Below are 14,973 nucleotides of genomic sequence, written 5' to 3'. Positions count from 1 at the left end.
ACCCCACCACCGCGGACCCCACCCAACCCACACGCCCCGGGGCAAAATGGTGGCGGATGCTGGGCCGCGACCGCGCAGCGGCCGCCGGAGCCGCCATCCTCACCCTGGTCGTACTCGTCGCACTCTTCGGCCGACTCGTCATAGGCGACCGCGCACAGCAACAGGACCTGGACTCCTCGCTGCGGCCACCGTCCCTGACCGACGGGGTGTACGGACTGCTCGGCACCGACGTCCTGGGACGCAGCGTGCTCGCCCGGCTGGTCGACGCCGCCGCGACAACACTGTCCGTGGCCGTCCCGGCCGTACTGTGCTCGCTGTTGATCGGTTCCGCCCTGGGCCTGTGGGCCGGCTACCACGGCGGCCGACGCGAGAGCGTCTGCCTGCGCGTCGCCGACGTCATCCTCAGCTTCCCCTCGCTGCTGATCGCGGTGGTCGTGCTGTACGTCTTCTCGCCCAGCGCGCTGAACCTTGTACTGATACTCGCCGTGGCCCGCATCCCGGTCTATCTGCGCACGGCGCGGGCGGAGGCAGCCGAACTGCGCAGCCGCCTGTTCGTCGACGCGGCCCGCACCTTCGGCACCCCCAGCCGGCACATCATCCACCGGCACATCCTGCCGATCGCCCTGCCGACACTGCTGACGGTCGCCACCCTCGACTTCTGCTTCGTCATGCTCACCGAGTCCTCCCTCAGCTTCCTCGGCATCGGCATCCAGCCCCCGGACGTCAGCTGGGGCCTCATGGTCGCCCAGGGACGCCAGTACCTGCAGACCGCCTGGTGGATCACCGTGCTGCCAGGACTCGCCATCGTTCTCACCACGGTCTCCGCAACGCTCCTCGCGGCCTGGGCCCGCATCGCCTCCGACCCCGCCCAGCGCTGGCGACTCACGCTGCCCACCAAGCGCCGCGGTGCCTCCGCCGCCGTACCCCCGGAGATGATCCCGTGACGACCACCGCCGTACCTTCACCGCCCCGCGCCGACACCCCCGCGCTGGACGTCGAAGGACTCTGCGTCGACCTGACCACGCACGCAGGACGGGTGCGCGCCGTCGACGGCGTCAGCTTCAGCGTCCACCGCGGCCGCACCCTCGCCCTCCTCGGCGAGTCGGGCTGCGGCAAGTCGATGACCGCACTGTCCGTCGTCGGACTGCTGGACCCCGCAGCCGACGTGACCGGCGGCGCCATTCGGGTCAGGGGCAACGACACCCTGCGCATGAGCCCGACCGAACGCCGCAAACTCGCCGGACCCGTGCTGTCGATCGTGTTCCAGGACGCCCTGACCGCCCTCAACCCCGTACAACCGGTGGGCCGGCAGATCGGCGAACCGTTCCGCATCCACCAAGGGCTCTCCCGCCGCCAGGCCCAGGAGAAGGCGATCGAGCTGATGACCCGCGTGGGCATCCCCGAGCCCCGACAACGGGCCCGCGCCTACCCGCACCAGTTCTCCGGCGGCATGCGGCAGCGCCTGCTGATCGCCATGGCCGTCGCCCTGAACCCCGACGTGCTCATCGCCGACGAACCCACCACCGCTCTGGACACGACGGTACAGGCGCAGATCATGCGGCTGCTGCGCGATCTCCAGGACGAACGCGACATGGCCGTCGTACTGATCACTCACGACCTCGCCGTGGTCGCGCAGCGCGCGGACGACGTGGTCGTCATGTACGCAGGAACAGTCGTGGAGAACGGGCCGGTGCGCGACGTCTTCGCCGACCCTCGTCACCCCTACACCCGGGGCCTGCTCGACTCGGTTCCCGAACACGCCGTGCGCGGGCGCCCGCTGCCGGCCGTGCCCGGAAGCCCACCCGAACTGAGCGCAGTGCCGTCCGGATGCGTCTTCCAGGACCGCTGCCCGCTGGTGCACGAACGCTGCATCCAAGTACGGCCACCCCTGCGCCCCCTCGGTGACAAACGCTCGGCCGCCTGCCACATCTCCGAGGAGCTCCCCCATGCCTGACAGCCACTTCACCACCGCTACCGAAACAGCCCGCGCCGACCGAACACAGCAGACCCCACCCCTGCTCGAAGTCCGCGGCGTCACCAAGACCTTCGGCAGCGGCCGCCGCCGGCTGACTGCCCTGGACGGAGTGGACATACGGCTCGGCCGCGGTGAAACCCTCGGGCTCGTCGGCGAATCGGGCTGCGGCAAGTCCACCCTGGCCCGAGTGCTGCTCGGCCTGGAACATCCGGACGCGGGCACGGTGCGGTTCGACGGCACCGACCCCTTCGCCCTGCGCGGCAAGGACCTCCTGGCCTGGCGCCGCCGAGTCCAGATGGTCTTCCAGGACCCCTTCGCCTCACTCAACGCACGCATGTCGGCCGCCGACCTGATCGGTGAGCCCTGGCGCACCCACCGGGACGTGGTAACCGGCACCAAGGCTCGGGAGAAGCGTGTCCGCGAACTGCTGTCCCTGGTCGGACTGCGCGACAGCGACGCCCACCGCTACCCCAACGAATTCTCCGGCGGGCAGCGCCAGCGCATCGGCATCGCCCGCGCGCTCGCGCTCGACCCGGACCTCATCGTCTGCGACGAGCCGGTCTCCGCCCTGGACCTGTCAGTACAAGCCCAGGTACTGAACGTCCTGTCGGAACTGCGCGAACGCCTCGGCGTCGCCTACCTGTTCATCTCCCACGACCTGTCAGTGGTGCGGTACATCTCCGACCGCGTGACCGTGATGTACCTGGGCAAGGTCATCGAACACGGCGACACCGAGAACGTCTTCGAACGCCCACAGCACCCCTACACCCAGGCGCTGATATCGGCGGCGCCGGTCCTGGACACCTCCCAGGCCACCGGCGACCGGGAGATCCAACTCCAGGGAGAGATCCCCTCACCCTTCGACGTCCCGTCAGGCTGCCGCTTTCGCACCCGCTGCTGGCGTGCCGAGGACCGGTGCGCCGACGAGGTACCACCGCCGGTCGCACGCAACACCCAAGGCGCGGCCGACCCGCACACGGCATGGTGCCACTTCCCACTCGCAACAGAGTCCGCGTAAGCACCAACGACGCGGACTCCCCCGCCCTCCCTGACGGTGAGCGTCCGCACACCACTCAACGACCCTTTCAAACCAGCTGCAGGTGCCATCGAGGAAGGTCATGGGCGGACGATCGCCATCGGTGCTCCGCCGCACAATGCGGGGCTTGCATGCCGGCCAGCCCCAACGGGGCTGCTGTGCGTCGCAAAATCGGTCGACAGGCGGAGCCGTGAGCACTGTGATGGCTGCGACTGCCCGCCGCACGGAGCGGGCCGGCCACGGGAGGGCTCTTGGTAGCTGAGAGAACCGCAAACACACGCCCCCGGATCGACGAGGCACTGGTCAGACGCTTGATCGACACGCAGTTCCCGCAGTGGGCAGGGCTGGCCCTGAAGCTGCTCGACCCCGCTGGATCCGACCATGTGATCTACCGGTTGGGCGACGAGTTGTCCGTCCGGCTGCCCCGCCATGCCGGAGCCATCGGGCAAGCCAGGAAGGAATTCCAGTGGCTGCCCCGACTCGCCCCGCACCTTCCCCTGGCCATCCCGGTACCAGTAGGGGTGGGCGACCCCGACTTCGGATATCCGTGGCCGTGGGCGGTGTTCCGCTGGCTGGACGGCGAGGTGGCCACCGTCGACGCACTGGGCAACTCCTCCAGGGCCGCAGTTGAACTGGCTCAGTTCCTGGCCGCCCTGCAGCGGTTCGCACCCGGGGACATGACCGCCGATAACACCAGGGAAGACCTCACCGGCCGCCCGTTGTCCGTCCGGGACCGCGCGACGCGGGACGCCATCGCCGAGGTCGACGGCGTGTTCGACACGACAACGATGACGGAACTGTGGAACGCGGCACTGAGCACGCCTGGATGGGACCGCTCTCCGGTGTGGTTTCACGGCGACTTCCACACCGGAAACCTGCTGACCTCCGACGGCCGCCTCAGCGCCGTCATCGACTTCGGCGGGCTCGGCATGGGCGACCCTGCCTGCGACCTGATGATCGCCTTCACCTTGATGTCGGCAAAAAGCCGAGCCGTCTTCCGAGATGCGCTCGGCGTGGACGACGCCACCTGGATGCGGGGCCGCGGCTGGGCCCTGGCCACCGGCCTGAACGCCTACACCACCTACGCCGCCGTCAACCCCCGGGTCGCCGCCCAGACGACCCGGCAGATCACCCAAGCCATCATCGGCTAGCAACGCCAACACAATGACGTAGCTGCCGGTGGTTGATCAAGCAACAAGCAAATTTGAGGAACGCTTCGTGGCTGTCGGCCCGCCGTTCCCACCGGAGCGCCGCTCACGCCGCGGAAGCAGCGCCTCCAGGCGGTCCCGCAGCTCATCCGACACGATTCACGGCGAGGTCCCCGCGCACGTCCGAACGCTCAACTACCCTCTCGGACACGGCACTGAGCCTTTTCCAATTGCATACCTGTGCTCATCGGCCTGCTGACGACCGAACCGATCTGTAGCGAGTCCATGAGCAGCAGATCCGCAGTCGGTCCCGACGGCCCAGACGCTTCGCCGAGCATGGTCAGCGGCGCTGACAGCCGGGGTTAGAAAGGACTTAGCCCTCCGGCAGCTCATATGAGGCGAACCAGTGGGGGAACGGTCCGGCTGAGGGCGGGAAGGCGAACGGCGGGGTGCGGTCGGTGAGCAGGCGCAGCACGAACTCGCCGGTGCCGCAGTCGAAGCGCTGCCACTCACCGTCCGGGTACTGCACCAGAACCGGCCAGTCGTCGGGATCGGCCGGTCCGGTCAGCCAGTGGAAGGTCTGCTCCTGCTCGGAGGTCCCCCATGTGAGCAGGCCGCCGGGGGCGGGGTGGACCGGGTATGGCCGGAACAGGTCGGCGTACCGCGCCATGTTCTGGCCCCAGGAGACCAGATCCGTGCCCAGCGCACCCGGCACCAGCAGGTCCAGGTACTCGTCGAAGCTGCCCGCGCCGAAGGCGTCGACGATGTCCTTGTAGTCACCGGGCAGCGCGGTGCCCAGCGCGGCCTCCGTCGCGGCCCAGTCGACGCCGCACCGATCGGGCTCCGTCCACCCGGTGGCCTCCCTCAGCAACTCCACCCACCCGACACCGGGCCGGCGGGTGAACGCGCGCCGGGCGAGGATCACGACGCGGCGCGGGCCATCGGCGGTGGCCGTCACACCGTAACCGAACCAGTGCTCGGCCAGCACCCACCCGCGCAGCTCCAGCAGCCCGCCCTCCCCGCCGATAGGGAGCCCACCCTCCCCGCCCACCGGCGGACCGTCGGGCACCCCTGCCGCCCTACCCCCGACGACCCACGCACGTACAGGCAGACCCGCCCCGTCGACCACTTCCGCAGCGACGCGCTCCAGCTCGGCCAGATCCTCCGCGTCACTGGGCACACAGACATGCCCTGCCCCATGATTGGGCAGCGGGCAGTGCAATTCGGGCGCGCGCCAGGCGTCGTTCAGACGGGCGCGCAAAGCAGAGGTGTCCACGCGGCCAAGTGAACAGCACGGCACTGACATTGAGCCTTTTCTGCCTGCATCAGCAGTACGCCGTTGGGCTGATAACAGGATGAAGCCCCTGGTAGGCGGGTTGTCGACCAAGATCACCAATCTGTCAGGAGCTTCCGCGTGCTTGTCTACCCGTCCGGTATCGACCTGTCCAGTCGCACTCTGCAGCACCAATCCGGTCTCCTCGCAGGCTACCGCCGTCGGATCGGCTCCCGGTGGCGGCGCCTGACCTGTGGCCGGCAGGCCGTGCTCGTCCTGGCCCACCCGCGCTGCGGTGACACCTACGCCCGCCTCCGCAGCAGGCTTCCGCATCGGGATCGCGACGGTCCACCGGTACATACGCGAGGCCGTCGACCTCCTGGCCGCTCTCGCGCCCACGCTGCAACAGGCCATGACGACGGTGCGGAAGAAGGCGTGCGTGATCCTCGACGGCACCGTGCCGCCGATCGACCGCATCGCCGCCGACCGGCCGTACTACTCGGGGAAGAAGAAGCACCACGGGATGAATGTGCAGGTCCTCGCGGATCCAGCCGGCCGCCTGATCTGGGCCTCGGACGCGCTACCCGGAGCCGTGCACGATCTGACCGCGGCCCGGACCCACGGCATTCCCGCCGCTCTCGCCGCTGACGACGTCAAGTGCTGGGCTGACAAGGGGTATCAGGGCGCAGGCCCTGCTGTCCGCGTCCCGTTCCGAGGCAAGAACCTGCGCGGCTGGCGTCGTCATCATCACAACCGCGATCACGCCAAGATCCGCAGCCTCGGTGAACGCGGAATGGCTACCCTCAAATGCCGGCGCCTCCTGAGGAAGCTCCGCTGCAGCGACCACCCGGATCACCGCCATCGGCCATGCCGTCGTCGCACTCGAACCAGCCACCTGATCAAGATGGAAAGGGCTCACTCAGCGACGATCCACCTCATTGTGTCAGCCGCTGCTAGGCCAGTGAGCAGGTCAAGAAATGTGAAGAAGCTGGTACTCGGACACCTTTTCAAACCCCATGCGCGCGTAGACGGGTGCGCCCAGTTGGCTGGATTGAAGAGAGCCGATACGCAGCCCTCTCTGCCGCCCCGCATCCAAGGCCGCGGAGGTAAGCAGTGCACCGATACCCTGGCGGCGGTGGGATGCCGCCGTCGACACCACGTAGATCCCGGCCACTCCGTGAGCTTCCCTCATAAGCGCGGTCCCTACGGCTTCCTGACCGATACGGGCAATGAAACGAACCACTCGAGAAGAATCTGATCGGCCCGCTTCAACCCGCACAGCAAGGTCCAGCAGTTCTGGCTCGATGCCGAATGACGGACAGTATGTTCGAACCCATTCAACGAGAGAATCAGAGCTCTCCACGGTCTCGATCTTCAGGTCCGGCGGTCCTGCAACCTCGGCGACTCGATCCAGTGGAACAGCCATGATCGGCACTGTGCCGATTCTTTCGGCGCCCTGTGCAATAAGCTTGTCGGCGACGGAACGCTCACTGTCCGGCCCTACCCACCACAGCCACGGCATGCCAGCCAGGCAACTCTTTGCCCGAGCGACAGATATATCTATTTCGTGACTCTTCTGCAGTCGAAGAACTCCGTTGAGTTGGCCATTTGCGACGCCGCTACGGTAATAGGTGAGGCTATCATCGGCGCTGGCTTCCTGCCCCCAGCCCAGCCAGTACTCTCGAAAGTTGGCAAGCTGGGGCTCAAGGTCGGTAACCGTTGACGCAATCATAGAATTTGATCTCCAGAGCACGGACCGCGACTTTTTCGCACGGATCGGCTTTCACTGCTACCCTAGGCATTCGGTTCGTAGCCCGGCATTCTTTCATGTCATGCCATGACATCGGCGGCCTTCAAGGCCGTATCGTTGCTGACTGGCAAGTCATGCGACTATAAACATCTCGGCCGGGGTGGTCAATTCTGGCGCGCAGATTCCAAAGCGGTGTCGCCCAAATTCAAGAGGATCACCAAAGTACGGAGTACGTCGGCGCCGATCGGCCCGACGGCGAGGATCGCTATCAAGAATGCAACCGCCGCGCCGCGGAGCCAGAAGACCCTGTTGATACAGCGAACTTGCTCCAGCAAGAGGCGACGGCAGCGGGGAAGAGCACCACCATAGGACACCTTCTCCAGCGCTCAGCATCGGCAAATTGTACGAGGAAGTCACATCAATTGAATTCTAGAGCCAACCTGCAGGAAGAGGGGTCGACAACCCCGGATTCGATATAAGGTCTGGTCATCTACGGGGAGTGGATTCGATGCCGCCACCCTTACCGCACGGTATCGACTGTCACGCCGCAACGAATCTTATGACTCAGTACAAATATCGACGATCGGAACACGGAATGACTGACGGATCTCCAATTGACAAAACCGGGCTAGAGTCGGTTGACGGATTTCCTTTCGAGGTCTACGTGAGTCCCGGCGGAATTGAGCGAGGGCGAGCAGTTGCAGAACGTGCGCAGCGGACGTCGGAGTGGCTGGCCTTGACCGTCGGCGCACCGTCATTGCCACCGGTTCTTGTGGTGGGTGAGAAGCAGTGGGGCCAGGTCGCGGAGTACTCGGGGTACGGGGTGGTTCACGCCGGCTCCACTCGTGTCGTCATAGGTCAAGAACAGCCCGATTTCTGGGCGACTTTTATCGAAATGGTGTGGCCCGGGATAACACCGGAACGCCGCCAGAGCGCGCTCACGGCATTCGGGGGCGAGTTGGATCCGGCTCGGTTCGCCGACTTTTTCATTTCTCATGAGATAAGCCACCTTTCGCATGGAGAAGGGTGGGACAAAGCCCCGCAGTCGTTTTGGGCTCAAGAGCTCTTCGCCAACCTCGGCATGCTCGGCTACATCACAGAAGTGGAATCCGATCACATAACTGCTCTGGACGCTTTCGTCGAGGCGACCTGGAGTTCATCTGTCAAGTGGCCGGTTCAGGAGTTGGAACGCATCCGGGAGCCGGTTGAGGGCAACGGTGATGCCGGGGTCTGCAACTATGTATGGTTCGAAGTCGGCCTGATAGTCATAGCGAAGCGGCTATGGGGTGCGGCTGGGGCCGAGGGCTTCCGCCGGCTCCGGGATATTCTGGTCGGACCGGTTCTTTCCACTGCTCAGATTGCGGACGCACTCGCGGATGTTGATCCTGAGGTAGGCCAGGCGATTCGCAACTGGCCCCACTTTTCCTTTGACAAGAAATCTTGAGAACGTGAATCCGGAAATTGTTGACTCGGGGCCGACGAGCGCGGTCGGCGAATTTCCTGATCGAGGCCGCATGTCAGGTTGAAGTGCCGCCGTTCGGACGGTTCTTGAACCTGGCGACGAGCGGTGGCGGGGCCGCTCGTCCCCACGCTGCGGGTCGGGATCGGGCAGGCGTCCAAGGCTGGCGATCAACGCGGGAAGTGCACGGCCGAGGCTGACGTCAACTCAGGCCACGCAGGCTGAATGGGACTGCACGGCCGTCCATCTGTCGCCGCAGGGTGCTCGCCCCGGTGGCGGTGCACACGCCTCGCACATGGACGCCGCAGTCGAACTGGGCGAGCGGGAGCAAAGCAGCGGCCCCGGCATCGACGACTGGGCAAGTGGGCTCAGGCCGGTGTGATCCGCACGGTCTCCGCCCAGGCCGGGGGCTGCGGCGCGTCCGGTCCGATCAGGGCGACGATGAGGCGGCACCTGACGGGCTCGTCGGGCCAGGGGGTGTGGCCGTCGGTGAGGACGACGACGATCTGCGGGGGCTCGGGGGCGGCGAGCGCGGCCCGGATGCCCACGGTCATGTCGGTGCCGCCGCCTCCGGCGAGTTCGACCTGATCGACGGCGGTGACCCTGGCGACGGCCTGGACATCGGCGTCGCAGGCGAGGACGGCAACCCGGTTGCCGCCGATACCGACCTCGCGCAGCACGCCGGAGATCTCAGCGAGGGCTGCGGCGAGGTCGTCGTCGCCCATGGAGCCGGACGTGTCGACGACGACGGCCACCCGGGGCAGCGGCCGGCGCAGGCTGGGCAGTACAACCCGGCCGCCGAGAACGGGGGTACGGCGCGAGGGGCGCCGGTAGGTGTAGTCGACGGCGCCGCCCGCCCAGGCGGCCTCGCGGACGGCGCCGGTGAGCGCCTTGCGCCAGTCGACGACAGGCTCGAGGGTCTGTTCGGCCCAGCGGCGCCAGCCGGCCGGGACCGAGCCGCGGGAGCGGTGGTGAGCGCGCACCGCCTCGGCGGTGTGGCGGCGCAGGGCTTCGGCCTCGACCGGGCTGAGACCGCTGGTGCTGTCGGAGCCGCCCTGTCCGAGGTCCCAGGGTGCCGGAACGCCGTGCGCGCCGGAACCGCAGTCGAGCCTGTGCGGCGAAGACGCGGGGATGCCGGGCAGGTACTCCTCGAAGAGTCCGCCGTCCGGCAGACCGAACAGGCCCGGTTCCATGCGGCCTTCGGGTAGGCGCAGTCCGTCGGTGAGCAAGTCGTCGTTGATCTCGCAGTCCTGGGCGATGTTGATTCGCAGCCGGTCCCGCTGGTCGGTCGCCGACAGGTACTCCGCCCGGCCGTGGTGGTCACGCAGCAGGTGGGCCGCCTCGTGGATCCACACGCCGGCCAGTTCCTCGATCGCGGTGGCCGCCACGAAGGCGGGTGCGACGTAGCACCGCCAGTGCCGGTCGACGGCCATGGTGCGTACCTGGCTGGTGGGCACGATCGTCAGGGCGTAGAGGGCGGAGGCGAGGTACGGGCGTGCCTCGGCTGCCTTGTAGCGCGCGGCAAGGAGCTTGGCTCGGTCCAGTTCCGGTGCGAGTTCGCCGCCGGTGGTCGCGGGAGTGGCGGGCACGGGGGCGCCGCTCAACGTGCGCCGGGCAGGGCGCCCGCGAGTTGGAGGAGTTCCAGGAAGGCGTCGATGCCCGCCGGGATGGGCCAGTCCGGCTCGCGCATCACGGCGAGGTCGCGGGCGGCGCGGGCGGCGACGTCGGGGACCCCGGCGTCGACGGCCTTGGCGAGGACCTCCCAGCCGGCCTCCCAGCGCGAGCGGGTGGGTTCGCTCTGTACGGCGGCGACGACGGCGATGAGGAAGGCCAACTGACGGTCGCCGCGGTCTGGCAGCGCGAAAGCGGACGGGTCGGCGAGCACGCGGTCGGGGTCGGGCAGGTCGAGGTTCTCCAGGTAGGACAGCAACTCGATGCCGGCGGCCTCGCCCACGGCGCCGATGACGGCGGCCGCAGTCGCCTGCTGCCCGGCGCCGGACGCGTAACCGGTGACGAGCAGCCGCAGCGCCGCCTCCCAGGAGCGGGGGGACGGCCAGGCGCGGCCGCGTCCCTCGGCCTCCTTCGGCATGTGGTGGACCAGGCCCGGGCGGGCGGTGAGGAAGCCGGAGATGACCCCTCGGGCGCGAGCGATCGCGCTGGAGACACGGGCGGGGTCGACGGTCGACAGAGCGGTCTGGGGCCAGATGCCGGCCATGCCGCGTGCGACGGTGCGCGGATCGTGAGTCCAGTCGAGGTGCACGAAACGGTTGGCGAGCGGCGCACTGAGGTGCCAGCCGTCGGCGGCGCTGGAGGGCGGGTTGGCGGCGGCGACGATCCGCACCGACTCGGGAAGAGTGAGGCTGCCGACACGGCGTTCGAGGACCACTCGCAGCAGAGCGGCCTGCACGGCGGGCGGCGCCGAGGACAGCTCGTCGAAGAACAGCAAACCGTGGCCGCGACGGGCAAGCCGGACGGCCCAGTCCGGAGGGGCCATCGGTACGCCGGTCGTGGCCGGGTCGTCGCCGACGATCGGCAGGCCGGCGAAGTCGGAGGGTTCGTGCACGCTGGCCACGACGGTCTCCAGCTGAACGCCGAGCGCGTCGGCGAGCTGCTGCATGCCGGCGGACTTACCGATGCCGGGCTCACCCCACAGCAGGACGGGTTGGTTCGCCGTCACGGCCAGGGCAAGGGCTTCCAGTTGCGGATTGCCGCCGGCCTCGGTGCGGGTGTCACGCAGTCGGGCGTTGAGCGCGTCAGCGGCGGCGAGCGGCGCGGGAACGCCGTCGGCGCGGGGCGCGGCGAAACTGGTCGTCATGCGGGAGTGTCCTCGTCGTGGGCCTCGGGGCCGGTAGGGTCAGCGGCCGGACCGGAGGGGTGCGGCGGGTCGAAGGGGTCGCTCTCGCCGAACGGGTCGGCTTCCTGGGAGGGGTACGGTCCGTCAACCGGATCCGGCTCCGGCACCTCTTCCCAGCCCGGCTCCTCGTCCCAGCCCGGCTCCTCGTCCCTTTCCCGCTCGTCCTGGTACTCCTCGAACCACTCGGAGCCGATGCCCGGATGCTCCTTCTGCACGCGGCGGCGCAGGAACATCAGGTCGGTCCGCCGGTAGCGGCGGATCACCTGGGCGAGCGAGAGCTCCATCTCGTCGACGACGTCGATGCGGGCGCCCGCGTCGAGGAGGTCCCGTACCAGTGCGGCCGAACCGCCGTGAGCGACTGCGTTCTGCAGGGGTGTGCAGTACTTCTTGTCCTGCCCCTCCAGGTCGACCCCGGCGGCGAGCAGCCGCGGCAGGAGCTCCCGGTGGTCGAGCAGGTGCAGGAGGTGCAGGAGGCTGCGCCCGTTGCCGTCTCTGACATGCGGGTCCCAGCCGGCGTCGAGGAGGCCCATGACCGCCGGCACGTCGCCGTGCTGGACGTACATGAACAGCTCGCGCCGCTGGGCCTGCAGCGCCCGTGGCAGCCGCCCCTCGCCCGTCGTCCACGCGAGCTGGGTGGCGAAGCAGCCGGAGATCGTACCGCCGAAGGTGTGCAGGGCCCGTTCACGCTGCTGCTCCTCCCGCGTGTGCGGGATGTCGAGGATTCCGTTCCTGGAGACGACCTCGTGCCAGACGCCGCCGCAGCGGACCCGCACCGGGTCGGCCGCCTGCGGGCCGGCCGGGCCGGTGGCGGGAGCCGCCTCAGGGAAAAGCGCGGCGGTCACCAGCGGGTGCAGGTCCTCGGGCCTGATCCGTCCCGCGCGCAACAGGCCGATGTCGGGGAGGCGCTGCCAGGCGTACGACGGCAGGATCGTGGTGCCCTCTTCCCGGCGACGCTCGCGGCCCACGATCCGTACGGCCGGCTCGTCGGCGTTCGTGACGTCCAGGGTGGCCCAGAGGTGGGCACGCCAGTGCACGGGTACGCGGAAGGTCGTACCGCGTCCGGCGTTCCACAGCAGGCGGAGTTCGGGCGCGAGACGGGCGAGGTCCACGGCGCCGTACGTGACGAGCTCGGCGACGTCGAGGTCCCGGAAGGAGTGTCGCTCCCGGGGCGGGGGCGTGAGGTCGAGTTCGAGTCCGGCAGCGGCATACGCCTCGACGTGCGCACCGCGGGCCTGCAGCACGGCGATCCATTCGGCGCGAGCGGCCGGGTCGGCGCTCCCCGGGTCCGTGTCGGGCAGTTCGTCCGGGGTGAGCGGGGTGCCGTCCGGACGCACGAACGGCAGGCGGCCGGTGGCGGCGGGACCGGCGCTGAGGCGCAATTCGCCTGCGCGCCGAGCGTCCCAGAAGCGGCGGGCGCACGTCCAGTCCTCCGTGCCGTACGACACGCCGTGGAGCTTGTCGGTCGTGCCGGCCGGGCGGGCGGGACCGAGGTGCAGGCGCAGTCGCTGCGGCCCCTTGAGCATCGGCAGGTTCGTCACGGACAGGACGGGTCCGGCGGTGCCGTAGAGAGCGAGGACGATGCGACGGCAGGCGGCGTGGGTGGTGTGGCCGCCGAGGGTGCGCGGCAGATGCCAGCGCAGCAGATCGGGTGCGAAGTAGCGCAAGTCGTCGGTCAGTTGGGCGGCCACTTCGGGGCCGTGGCGGTCGGCCACGCGCTCGGGGTCGAGATCGTCCGGGACGTCGACGGCGGCCGCGGCACAGGCTGCCCGCCAGTCGCCAGCCAGCCTGGCCTCGGTGGCAGACTCGATCATCCAGCCTGGCACGGCGAAGCGGCGGACACGAGCCCAGGAGGAGGCGTCGACGGGCGAGAGTGCTGCGGGCAGCGGTGTCGTGTGCCGGCTCATCGGTAGAGGCTGCCGATCGCGCGCAGGTCGGGGTGTGTAAGGCGGGCCGGGTGAAGCTGTTCGAAGAACGACCGCTTGATCCGTCGCGGCAGCCCTGGACCGAGGCCCACGTATTCGAGGCGATGTCCGCCGTCCAGGGCGGACAACAACGTCTTCGCGCCGCGGCCGGTAATGCCGGTGTGGCGCAGTTCGAGGCGCCGCAGGGGGCTGCCGGGGAGGGCTGTAGCGAGCGCGTGGGCGCCGCCGTCGCCGGTGGTGTTGCCCGGGGCGCCGAGGCTGCGTTCGGACATGGGACGTCCGAGATCAAGGGTGTCGATGCCGTCGAGTGCGTCCGCGAGGGCTCGTGCGCCGGAAGGGCCGACTCCATTGCCGCCGAGGCCCAACCGGACGGGGCGGTCGGCATCGAGCGCGGCCGCCAGGACCGCGATGCCCGCGTCGCCGAGGTGGTTGGCCGGGACGTAGAGCTCACGCACTCCGGCGTCGCGGACGAGCGCGGCGAGCAGCGGCGCTTCGGCTGCGGTGAGGCCGTTGCCGCCGAGGAAGAGGCGTTCGAGCGGGGCCTCGCGGTCCAGGAGCGTCTCGAGCAGGACACGCACTCCCTCGGCTCCGATACCGGAGTTGACCAGGTCGAGGGTGCGCAGCGTGGTGTTGCGCCGCAGTAGTCCGGCGAGGGTGCGGGCACCGGTTTCGCCGACGGGGTTCCGCTTGAGCCACAGAGCCCGGACGGTGTTGTCATCGGCGAGTGCCTCGGCGAGGGCGGTCACACCGGCCGGGCCGATGCGATTGCAGCCGAGATACAGGGTGCGCACCCCGTGACCGGAACCGGCGCGGCCCGCCTCGGCGAAAGCCTCGGCAAGGGAGCGCACGCCCTCGTCTCCGAGGGAGTTGGTGCCGAGCAGCAGATGCGTGGAGTGCGGGGAAGCAAGAGCCGCGGGTACGAGGCGGGCAGCGCCGTCAAAGCCGAGTCCCTGCTTGCACAGGTCGACGCGGCCGTCGGCGCGCAGGGTGCCGAGCGGGAAGGTCTCGTCACCGGTGACCGAGCGTTCGTCCGCGAGGCGGTCCAGCAAGGGCACGAGTCGCGCGGGATCAGCCAAGGGCAGATCGGGGTGCTCGATCGCCGGGCAGCGTACGGGCGTTGTCAACTGGGCCATCACCACTCCACCGGTCTGTCGCCGGGGACCGGCGTTCCGCGTCGACCTTCACGTCGTCCACATCAAGTAGGCGCAAGACCGGTCGGATTCGAACCGACGTCCTCCAGCTCGATGCGTGGGCGCGACGACCTCTGCGCTACGGCCTTGCTGCGGATCATCATAGCCACAATCGCGTAGGAGTTCGATAACTCGCGGGTGTCAGCCTCGATCCACCACGTGAGTTCCGACCATGGGTGCCAGTCGGAATCCGGAAGTTCTCCGGGGTGCGGGCACCGGCAATCGGCCAGAGGCGGTCGCGAACCGGCCGCACGGCCTTGTGACGCAGGGACGTACTCGGCCGCCGCTCTAGCTTTCCGGCCTCCGCCCTGGCCGGCGGCGGCCAGCAGCCGCTGCGCGAACAGGATGTGACCGGACGCGAGGAGG

General features: G+C 68.9%; 11 protein-coding genes and 2 pseudogenes. 6 read left to right on the top strand and 7 right to left on the bottom strand.

Going from position 1 to position 14,973, the window contains the following annotated elements; translation table 11 throughout:
- Nucleotides 1-56 precede the first annotated feature (56 nt).
- From DN051_RS38740 to DN051_RS38725, 4 genes are all read left to right on the top strand, one after another.
- Nucleotides 57-944: an ABC transporter permease gene (locus DN051_RS38740; RefSeq protein WP_246040764.1), complete on the top strand. Its 888-nt coding sequence runs from the start codon at nucleotides 57-59 to the stop codon at nucleotides 942-944.
- Nucleotides 941-1,954: an ABC transporter ATP-binding protein gene (locus tag DN051_RS38735; RefSeq protein WP_053756908.1), complete on the top strand. Its 1,014-nt coding sequence runs from the start codon at nucleotides 941-943 to the stop codon at nucleotides 1,952-1,954. The genes DN051_RS38740 and DN051_RS38735 overlap by 4 nt, the downstream gene beginning before the upstream one ends.
- Complete coding sequence (locus DN051_RS38730; RefSeq protein WP_112441564.1) at nucleotides 1,947-2,993, top strand: ABC transporter ATP-binding protein; 1,047 nt, start codon at nucleotides 1,947-1,949, stop codon at nucleotides 2,991-2,993. The genes DN051_RS38735 and DN051_RS38730 overlap by 8 nt, the downstream gene beginning before the upstream one ends.
- A gap of 269 nt (nucleotides 2,994-3,262) precedes the next feature.
- Nucleotides 3,263-4,162 (top strand): aminoglycoside phosphotransferase family protein, encoded by a 900-nt coding sequence (locus DN051_RS38725; RefSeq protein ID WP_112441562.1) that lies wholly within the window; start codon nucleotides 3,263-3,265, stop codon nucleotides 4,160-4,162.
- Between the two features lie 370 nt (nucleotides 4,163-4,532).
- Here DN051_RS38725 and DN051_RS38715 read toward each other — a convergent pair whose 3' ends face one another.
- A complete protein-coding gene (locus DN051_RS38715) occupies nucleotides 4,533-5,435 on the bottom strand; it encodes a hypothetical protein (protein WP_162625090.1) in 903 nt (300 codons plus the stop codon).
- Nucleotides 5,436-5,573: 138 nt separating this feature from the next.
- Here DN051_RS38715 and DN051_RS38710 point away from each other — a divergent pair.
- A pseudogene (locus DN051_RS38710) lies at nucleotides 5,574-6,331 on the top strand (transposase family protein).
- A gap of 71 nt (nucleotides 6,332-6,402) precedes the next feature.
- Here DN051_RS38710 and DN051_RS38705 read toward each other — a convergent pair.
- Nucleotides 6,403-7,164, bottom strand: a complete 762-nt coding sequence (locus DN051_RS38705) for a GNAT family N-acetyltransferase (protein ID WP_063797332.1) — start codon at nucleotides 7,162-7,164, stop codon at nucleotides 6,403-6,405.
- A gap of 754 nt (nucleotides 7,165-7,918) precedes the next feature.
- On the opposite strand from DN051_RS38705, the gene DN051_RS38700 reads away from it, so the two are divergent.
- Entirely contained in the window at nucleotides 7,919-8,626 is a 708-nt protein-coding gene (locus DN051_RS38700) for a hypothetical protein (RefSeq protein WP_162625089.1), read from the top strand.
- Between the two features lie 383 nt (nucleotides 8,627-9,009).
- Here DN051_RS38700 and DN051_RS38695 read toward each other — a convergent pair whose 3' ends face one another.
- From DN051_RS38695 to DN051_RS45355, 5 genes and pseudogenes are all read right to left on the bottom strand, one after another.
- Nucleotides 9,010-10,230, bottom strand: coding sequence for a vWA domain-containing protein (locus DN051_RS38695; RefSeq protein ID WP_112441556.1), 1,221 nt, complete (start codon nucleotides 10,228-10,230; stop codon nucleotides 9,010-9,012).
- A gap of 11 nt (nucleotides 10,231-10,241) precedes the next feature.
- Nucleotides 10,242-11,456 carry an AAA family ATPase gene (locus DN051_RS38690; RefSeq protein WP_112441554.1) on the bottom strand — a complete coding sequence of 405 codons (1,215 nt, stop codon included), beginning with the start codon at nucleotides 11,454-11,456 and terminating at the stop codon, nucleotides 10,242-10,244.
- Complete coding sequence (locus DN051_RS47365; RefSeq protein ID WP_199314812.1) at nucleotides 11,453-13,399, bottom strand: ankyrin repeat domain-containing protein; 1,947 nt, start codon at nucleotides 13,397-13,399, stop codon at nucleotides 11,453-11,455. The genes DN051_RS38690 and DN051_RS47365 overlap by 4 nt, the downstream gene beginning before the upstream one ends.
- Nucleotides 13,396-14,550, bottom strand: a complete 1,155-nt coding sequence (locus tag DN051_RS38680) for a leucine-rich repeat domain-containing protein (protein ID WP_112441552.1) — start codon at nucleotides 14,548-14,550, stop codon at nucleotides 13,396-13,398. Before DN051_RS38680 ends, DN051_RS47365 begins: the two co-directional genes overlap by 4 nt.
- Nucleotides 14,551-14,623: 73 nt before the next feature.
- Nucleotides 14,624-14,696: pseudogene (locus DN051_RS45355) on the bottom strand.
- Between the last annotated feature and the right edge of the window lie 277 nt (nucleotides 14,697-14,973).

The organism is Streptomyces cadmiisoli (assembly GCF_003261055.1).
In the GTDB taxonomy this organism is placed as follows: domain Bacteria; phylum Actinomycetota; class Actinomycetes; order Streptomycetales; family Streptomycetaceae; genus Streptomyces; species Streptomyces cadmiisoli.
Note: the sequence above shows the minus strand (reverse complement) of the source record. Positions and strands in the feature narration are given on the sequence as shown.